Source organism: Aeromonas sp. HMWF017 (genome assembly GCF_003061465.1).
In the GTDB taxonomy this organism is placed as follows: domain Bacteria; phylum Pseudomonadota; class Gammaproteobacteria; order Enterobacterales; family Aeromonadaceae; genus Aeromonas; species Aeromonas veronii.
This window is the reverse complement of the sequence record NZ_QAJD01000069.1, coordinates 25,481-33,836: the sequence shown is the minus strand read 5'-3', so window position 1 is coordinate 33,836 and position 8,356 is coordinate 25,481. Positions and strand designations below refer to the sequence as shown.

General features: G+C 61.7%; 6 protein-coding genes, 1 tRNA gene and 1 pseudogene. 3 read left to right on the top strand and 5 right to left on the bottom strand.

Annotated features, from left to right (window positions below):
- Positions 1-15 precede the first annotated feature (15 nt).
- Positions 16-92: transfer RNA gene (locus DBR30_RS07205), tRNA-Met, on the bottom strand.
- Between the two features lie 196 nt (positions 93-288).
- Between DBR30_RS07205 and glgX the strand changes: the two genes are divergently transcribed.
- The gene (gene glgX / locus DBR30_RS07200; protein WP_058058466.1) at positions 289-2,352 is read left to right on the top strand and encodes a glycogen debranching protein GlgX; all 2,064 of its coding nucleotides are present in this window, start codon (positions 289-291) and stop codon (positions 2,350-2,352) included.
- A gap of 108 nt (positions 2,353-2,460) precedes the next feature.
- Here glgX and DBR30_RS07195 read toward each other — a convergent pair whose 3' ends face one another.
- The 3 genes from DBR30_RS07195 to DBR30_RS07185 form a co-directional block, all read right to left on the bottom strand.
- A complete protein-coding gene (locus DBR30_RS07195) occupies positions 2,461-3,180 on the bottom strand; it encodes a hypothetical protein (RefSeq protein WP_108541331.1) in 720 nt (239 codons plus the stop codon).
- Positions 3,181-3,378: 198 nt separating this feature from the next.
- Positions 3,379-5,016 carry an ATP-dependent endonuclease gene (locus DBR30_RS07190; RefSeq protein ID WP_108540961.1) on the bottom strand — a complete coding sequence of 546 codons (1,638 nt, stop codon included), beginning with the start codon at positions 5,014-5,016 and terminating at the stop codon, positions 3,379-3,381.
- A gap of 262 nt (positions 5,017-5,278) precedes the next feature.
- Positions 5,279-6,157 carry a helix-turn-helix domain-containing protein gene (locus DBR30_RS07185; protein WP_108540960.1) on the bottom strand — a complete coding sequence of 293 codons (879 nt, stop codon included), beginning with the start codon at positions 6,155-6,157 and terminating at the stop codon, positions 5,279-5,281.
- Positions 6,158-6,325: 168 nt separating this feature from the next.
- Here DBR30_RS07185 and DBR30_RS07180 point away from each other — a divergent pair, with 168 nt between their 5' ends.
- Together DBR30_RS07180 and DBR30_RS07175 are read left to right on the top strand one after the other, a co-directional pair.
- Positions 6,326-7,243, top strand: coding sequence for a DMT family transporter (locus DBR30_RS07180; protein ID WP_108540959.1), 918 nt, complete (start codon positions 6,326-6,328; stop codon positions 7,241-7,243).
- A gap of 60 nt (positions 7,244-7,303) precedes the next feature.
- Entirely contained in the window at positions 7,304-8,170 is an 867-nt protein-coding gene (locus DBR30_RS07175) for a LysR family transcriptional regulator (protein ID WP_108540958.1), read from the top strand.
- A gap of 76 nt (positions 8,171-8,246) precedes the next feature.
- Here the strand turns inward: DBR30_RS07175 and DBR30_RS22815 are convergent.
- A pseudogene (locus DBR30_RS22815) lies at positions 8,247-8,356 on the bottom strand (TSUP family transporter); the annotation flags it as partial.

Below are 8,356 nucleotides of genomic sequence, written 5' to 3'. Positions count from 1 at the left end.
GGTCAGGATCTCAGATGGTTGCGGGGGCCAGATTTGAACTGACGACCTTCGGGTTATGAGCCCGACGAGCTACCGGGCTGCTCCACCCCGCGTCTGAGGTCGCCAATAATAGGCGCCAGCGCACAGATTGCAAGTAAATATCTCAAAAAAAGTTTATTCGTAGATTAATCGGACAAATAGTGCGGTCATTAGCAGCATCATGCTGTTTTTTCAGGCAATCGAGTCCTTGCCAGGCATCCGGCACTACACTCAATAAGGTGAACACTCCTCATTTTGGGTAGGTAGAATATGCGCATCTCCGCCGGTCACTGCCGTCAGTTGGGGGCCACACCCGACAGTAACGGCGTCAACTTCGCGATCTGGGCACGCCTCGCCAGCCGGGTCGAACTGCTGCTCTTCGCAAGCGCAGACGATGCGACCCCCGAGGTGATCCCCCTATCCCCGCGCCTTAACCGCACCGCCTACTACTGGCATATCCATGTGGAGGGGATCTCGGTCGGGCAGCGTTACGCCTATCGCATTCAGGGCCCGTGGCGCCCATATGGCGGCACCCGCTTCGATGCCGAGAAGGTGTTGCTCGACCCTTACGGCCGCAGCATCGAGCTTGGCGCCAATTACGATCGATGGGCGGCGGCCCGTCCAGGCAGCAATCTGGCTTGTTGCGCCAAGAACAAGGTGGTCGATACTCGCCACTACGACTGGGAAGGAGACAAACTGCCCGCTCACTCCCTTTCCCGCTCGGTGATCTACGAATTGCATCTGGGGGGCTTTACCAAGTCCCCGAGCTCCGGGGTCGATCCGGCGCTGCGTGGCACCTATCTAGGGCTGATTGAGAAGATCCCCTACCTGCAATCTCTCGGTGTCACCGCCGTCGAGCTGCTGCCGGTGTTCCAGTTTGATCCTCAGGATGCGCCCAAAGGACTCTCCAACTACTGGGGTTATAGCCCCATGTCCTTTTTCGCCCCCCACGCCCAATACGCCTGCGGCGATGATCCGCTGACCGAATTTCGCGACATGGTCAAGGCGCTGCACAAGGCCAATATCGAGGTGATCCTGGACGTGGTTTACAACCACACCGCCGAAGGGGGAGATGATGGCCCCACCTTCTCGTTTCGCGGCATCGACAACGAGGCCTACTACATCCTCGACAACAACCAGAAGGACACCAACTATTCGGGCTGCGGCAACACCTTCAACGGCGCCCATCCGGTGGTGCTGCGGATGATCATGGACAGCCTCCACTTCTGGCGTCAGGAGATGCACGTCGATGGCTTTCGGTTTGATCTGGCCGCCATTCTGTCGCGGGATGAATCGGGTCAGCCGCAGGCCAATGCCCCCACTCTGCGCACCATAGATACGGACCCCAACATCGCCGACATCAAGCTGATTGCCGAAGCCTGGGACGCGGGGGGGCTCTATCAGGTGGGGTCACTGGCCGGCGCCCGCTGGCGTGAGTGGAACGGCCAGTTCCGGGATGATGTGCGCCGCTTCCTGCGCGGGGATGACAATAGCGTCACCGCCTTTGTCGAGCGGCTGTGCGGCAGTCCCGACATCTACCACTATCACCACGCCGATCCCGAGAAAAGCATCAACTTCGTGACCTGCCACGACGGTTTTACCCTGTGGGACTGGGCCAGTTACAACAGCAAACACAACGAGGCCAACGGGGAGGAGAACCGTGACGGCTGCGATCATAACTTCAGCTGGAACCACGGCCACGAAGGGGTGACGGAAGATCCCCAGATCAACGCCCTGCGGATGCGCCAGGCCAAAAATATGATGGTGGCGACCCTGCTCTCGGTGGGCTCCCCCATGCTGCTGATGGGGGATGAGCTGCTGCGCACCCAGCGGGGCAACAACAACGGCTACTGCCAGGACAATGCCACCTGCTGGATGAACTGGCTGCCCAATGCCCGCAGTCAGGAGATGTTCCGCTTTATGAAGGAGCTGATCCAATACCGCAAACACCTGTTCCAGCGCCCGGAGCAGGAGAGCATGCCGCTGTCGCTCACCGAGATCCTGCGCCACAGCGAGATCTGCTGGCACGGAGTCAACGCCGGGCAACCGGATTTCAGCCCCCACTCCCACGCCATCGCCATGTCGGCGCTGTCGAGCGAAACCAAGCTGGCGCTCTATGTGCTGTTCAACGCCTACTGGGAGCCCCTCACCTTCAACCTGCCGAGCCCCCCCAAGGGGGTCGGCGGCTACTGGCGGCGGATCCTCGATACCGCCCTCCCCTCGCCACAAGATATCTGCACCTTCGGCATGCCGCTGGAGGGATTGACCCGCGAATATCTGGCCCAACCGCGCAGCAGCTGCCTCTTTATCTGCGGGGCCGACGATTTCTATTGATCGATAGTTGCTGATTGATTGCTGTGAATTGATAGTAGCGATACCTGCAAGCCAGATATGCAAAAGCCCCGAGTGTTGGCTCGGGGCTTTCTCTTTTCAGCACCAGTATCAGATCAGCTGGTGCAACACACTGGTAGCGGCGATCTGGGCGATCAGCAGGCCACACAGGGAGGTGGAGACCACCACTGGCGCGGTATCACGCTGCAAGTAGAGCGGGCTGAACCAGAGCAGCAGAGAGGCCACCAGCAGCGCGGCCTGGGTCACCACCGCCGGGATCAGGGCATCAAGATTGGCATCGCCCCCTTGCCAGCCCACCAGCACCGCCAGCCAGATAAGACTGGCCATCGCCCCCACCAGACCGGCCAGCGGCAACAGGGTGTTGAATGCCTTGAGACGATGACGGGCCCGCAGCAGCATCAGGTGAGCAAAGGCAGCTCCCAGCATCGCCATCTGCAGCAGACCGCTCACCCAGCCCTGCAGTTGCAGCAACCCGATGCCATAGAGAGCGAGCGGCAACGCCGGTAACCAGAGCAGTGTCGAGGGGACTGAGCGCTTGCCCTCCAGCCGTGACTGGGCCAGCGACAAGCCAACCCCGAGCACCAGTGCGGCCCCACCACTCCAGATGAGCCAGCTGGCCGCCTTGGCCTCGACCGCCAGCATCAGAGAGAGTGCGGTAATAACCCAGATGGAGAAGAGCTGCTGACTGATGCGCGAGCGCTGGCCAGGGCAGATATCACCGCGCCACAGCACGATACCGAGGGCGATCAGGGCGCCAAGCGCCATCAATCCGGTGAGGGGAAAGAGCCAAAAAGGGAGTTGGACGAACACGACGCCTCCAGCAGTAAAGATTCGAGGTGCGCCACCGGGGCGCCAGAGAGGGGCGAGTATACCCAAACCGGCGGATATCCCCAATCGCGACAAACAATCGTGGGCAAACAATCCGGGGCAATTTGCCGCCAGCGGGGCCCACCTTGAAGGGCGCCCTGCTGGCAGCCATGTCCATAGGGACGGGATGCAGCGCTGGCTTTAGCCCTGACCGCGGGCCAGCGCCACCACCCGGGCAAACATCTGACGGATCACCGGCGGAATATGCTCGGCGCCGAGCCGCTCCGCCTCTTCCACCACCGCCAGCGCCATTCCCGGCTTGCTGCGGTGATGGATCGCCTTGTTGATGATGTGACTGGCGCTCCACATGGCGCGCCCGCCCACCCCGGCCTCGCGACGAAACACAGCTTCAAAACCGTTGTGATAGAGGTAGTGCTCGATGTCGGCGGCAGGGAGCTGGGTCAATCGGTCCCGCTCCCGCTCGCCCTTGAGCTGGCCACGGGCCGAGGTGGCATACTTTAGCCCCGCCTCGTCGCCATCGGTCAGCAGGTGCCACTCGATGCCAAAGTCCCGCGCCACCTTGATCAGCGGCGACTGGCCGCACTGGGCAAACTCGATGATCCGCACCCCTTCGGCCCGCAGACTGTAACCACAGATCTGCGCCAACTCGGAGAGCAGCCAGATCTCGGTCTCCCCCTCCACCAGCAGCCAGCAACGGGCAAACAGCGACATGGGGCGGTTGATCCGCACATGGAAGGCGATCTTGCGCAGATCGTCGCTGCTGTAACGCTCGCCACCCAGCTGGTGACAGAGGATATCCTGCTGACGGCGCACCAGCCGCCGCACCTGATTGAGTGGCAGGGAAGAGAGCAAGTCTCCCGAGTTGGTGGTGAGCAGCTTCTGACCCGGCAGTTGTTCCAGCAGCCCCCACGCCAGCGCCAGCATGGTTGGGTGCAGCCGGCTCTCCGGGTCCTCCAGGATCATGATGGGGCGAGCCCCCTCCTCCAGCTCGCGGTTGCCACGAGCCTGCAACAAGGTAGCCGCCATCCCCGCCATCGCCAACTGCAGCGCACGGTTATCGGCGCGGCGCAGCAGGGTATGAAGGTTGCCCGGATTGCGCAATGTCATTGGGCGATTGATGATGTCACGCTGACTGCGCGGCTTGTTCTTGATGGGGGCCAAGGCGTTGAAGTAGTGATCCATCAGCTGGCGCACCGCCTGCAACGCCTCTTTGAGCTCCGGCTCGCCGATCCGCTGGGGTTCGTCGATCAGCTTGTCCGCCAGCTCGCTCAGGCGATGCTCGGAGAGATCTCCCCACTGCAATGTCTCCACCCCGGTGCGAGCGGTACGGGCGTCCCGCAGCCGGAACACCGGGTTCATGGTGATCAGCATGGAGACCAGCTCATGAGCATTGGCAATGGGCAGGCTCTTGCCCACCCCGTCGAGAAAGTCGTGCATGGTGAGCACAGAACCATCCGCCTGCAGCTCGGCGCTGGCGCGATAGTGAATACGGTGGAATTTGTCTTTATGCAGCACCCAGGAGGGGCTGAGACGAGCCAGGCGACGGGAGTGCTGGCACATCTGGGGTCTGTGCTCACTGAAGGTGAGCACCAGTTGCAGGTGGCGTGCCGGCGCCAGTTCGGGATCTTCCGGTTGGTGAAAATCCTCGGCGGTGAACTGATAGGGCTCGGCATTTTGCCCCAGCAGGCACCAGAGGGCGCGCAGCAGGCTCGATTTACCCCAGGTGTTCTCGCCGATCAGCACTGTGGTGTGATCCAGCCCGAGCGACAGGCGATTTATACCGCGAAAACCTTTGACTTCAATACGTTCCAGAAACATCCAGCCATGTCCACATCATTGTGATGGGGCAATAGTGGCAAAATTACCGGAAAAATCCTATCGCAGGCGGGGGGATTTCAACGTGAACTGTGAGGCACTGCAGGTTCGGGAGGGGTAACAACAGCGGTGCGATCTTGCGGGGCATTCCAGTGGCTGAACCAGAGATGACGGGTACGGATTTGACGTTTGCGATAATTCAATGGGCATTCCTTTCAATGGATAAGTGGTAGAGAGTACACCTCTTTTGCCCAAAGTCTCAGGGTTATCTGTGACGAGAAGATGACAATTGCGCCCGCCACTGCCCCGGCGTCAAACCAAACGCCTCGCGAAAACGATTGCCGAAATGGGCCTGGGAAGAAAAGCCACACTGACTGGCGATGTTGGCCAGCGGCTCGGGGCCAGCCAACAGCTGCTTGGCCCGTTTGAGCCGCAGCCCCAGCAGATAGCGGTGGGGCGGGCAGCCGAGACTCTGGCCGAACATGCGGGCAAAGTGATACTCGCTCAGCCCCGCTTGCTGCGCCAGCTCAGCCAGCGTGACCGAGTCAGCCAGATGGGCCTGCAGATACTCCTGCACCCGTTTGATCACCACGGGCGCCAGCCCGCCGCGCAGAGGCGGCAAACCGGGAGCCTCCTCGGTGTGGTGGCGGTAGGCGTGGAGGATCAACACCCAGGCGCCGTGGGAGAGAGCCAACCGATCGACCCCATGCTGCCACTGCAGTTGCATCAACTGGCGCTGCACCAGCGAAGCCGCCTGCGGATCGTCGATAAAGGTCTTGTCCATCAGTTGCAGGTGGCGCCCCTCCTTGTCACACGCCTCCTCGGCGATACGGGTGAGGTGAGCCGGGGTGAAGTAGAGATGAAAGAAGCGAAACTCTTCGCGCACCAGCCACTCGGATCTGTGGTGATCCGGCATGATGCACACCTTGCCGGTGCCACCGTGGCCACCCGGCCCATCGAGTCGCTCGGTCTGCTCGCCTCCTTGCAGATAGACGCTCATGGTGTGGTGGCCCGGCTTGTGATAGCGGGTCTGGTCATAGCAGTTGCGCCAACTGGCGACGCCAAGCCCGGGTTCGAACCAGCAGGCGTCCTCCAGCCGGGCGCCGGTGCTGACCAGTGCGTCAAATACCCCTGCTGTTTTCATTCGCCCCTGCCAACTGTTTTGATGTAAGTGTTATGCCGCTGCCATCCATCTTACCGACCGCGCCCGCGGATGACAGCGCGTGACGATGAAAAACCGCAAGATGGTGCAATCCAGCCATCAGGGCTCGCCCCATAGTGGGTCATCTCTCCCTGACTCACCGGAACTGTGATGAACCTGATGCTCTATCTTGCCACCGTGCTTATCTGGGGCAGCACCTGGATTGCCATCGCCTGGCAACTTGGCCCCATTCCCATCGAGGTGTCGGTGCTCTACCGCTTCCTGCTGGCGGCGGTGGCGCTGTTTGCCCTGCTCACCGCCAGCGGCCGCTTTCCACGCCTCCCCTGGCACGGCCAGCGTTACGCCGCACTGCTCGGTGCCCTGCTCTTTTCCACCAACTTTCTCTGCTTCTACCACGCCACCCGCTATATCCCGAGCGGCATGTCGGCAGTGATCTTCGCCAGTGCCAGCATCTTCAACGGCCTCAACCTCTGGCTGTTCGAGAGCAAGCGCCCCACCCTGCGCTGGCTGCAAGGCTCCTTGCTGGGACTCTTTGGCACCCTGCTACTGTTTTGGCCAGTGCTGGCAGATGCGCAACTGGGTACAAACGGCTGGAAGGGGCTGCTGCTCGCCTGCGGCGGCACCCTCTGCTTTTCGCTGGGCAATCTGGTCTCGGCACGAGGCCAACGCCACGGCTACCACGTACTGCAACTGGTGCCCTGGGGCATGGTTTACGGCGTGTTGCTGTTGCTGGGCTGGGTCATATTGCTCGGGCAGCAACTGGTGGTGCCGACCGATGGCCACTATCTGGCGGCCATGGTCTACCTCGCCCTGTTTGGCTCGGTGATCGCCTTTACCGCCTACCTGACCCTGGTGGGGCGCATCGGTGCCAGCAAGGCCTCCTACGCCACCGTGCTCTTTCCGTTGGTGGCGCTTACCCTCTCCACCTTTTACGAAGGTTTTGTCTGGCAGCCGGTCTCGGTGGCCGGAGTAGTGATCAGCCTCATCGGCAATCTGGTGATCTTCGCTCCGCCCTTGAGCGAGTGGCGCATTCGACCGGCCAAGGCAGCAAACGACCCTTGCTCCTGAGCCAGTCAGCCCCTAAGGTAGCGTCATTCGATAGGCATGATGGCGACACGAGAGGGCAAGATGTTACTGGAAGGGCTGGAGACGCTGAGTCTGCTGGCAAGTGAAGGAACCATGGCCAAGGTGGCCAGTCGCCTCTATATCAGCCAGTCGGCGGTGAGCAAGCGGATTGCCCAGCTGGAGCAACGCCTTGGCAAGAAGCTGATCGAGCCGGAGGGGCGCCAGATCCGCCTCACCCCGCAGGCGCAGGAGCTGCTGGAGAGAGTGGCCCCGAGTCTGGCAGAGATGAAGGGGGTGCTTGCCGATAGTCAGGATCTGGCGGATCAGAGCCCCCTCCCCATCGCCTGCTCCGAAACCCTGCTGGCGGGTTATCTCGCCCACTTTATGCGCGACTATCTGGAGCGCGATCCCCACCTTGCCCTCTCCACCCACCACACGCCGGTCATTCTGGCGCGGGTGCGCAGCGGTGATGCCCTGCTCGGCATCTGCGCCGGTCGGCTCCCGCCCGGCCATGGCCTCGACGCAGACCTGCTACTGGAAGAGCCATTCTATCTGGTTGGCGAGGCGCAGCAGAGCCTGCCGCCAGCCAGCGCAGAAAGCAGGCGCAAGATCCTCACCATGGATCTGGAGAACCCCTCCAACCGCTACCTGCGCGAACCGCTGGCAGATTTGGGGATGGAGCCCGCCATGGAGCTCGACTCCTATCTGGCGCTCATCGAACTCGCCAAGGCGGGCATTGGCCCTGTGCTGCTCCCCGCTGGCCTGCTGGGGCTGGTGGGAGAACAGGGGGAGATGGCCCGCCCACTGCCCGGGCTGGGCCGCCCCTTGCATCTGGTCTACCGGCCAAACAGCCTAAAGCGAGAGCGGATCGCCAGGCTGGTGAGCGCCCTGCACCAACACTTTCGCCACCGCAGCGACACGCCGCGCTAGCCATGTAAAACACCAGATATGACAACGGGGCCCAAGGGCCCCGTTAACAATTTCGATGCGGCAAGCAAGGCGCACATCAGATCCAGGCAAACAGCTCCGGATACTGGCTCCACACCAGCTTGGCAGACATCAACAAGGAGACAGTCACCAGCAGCGGCTTGATCAGCTTCACCCCTTTTTTCAGCA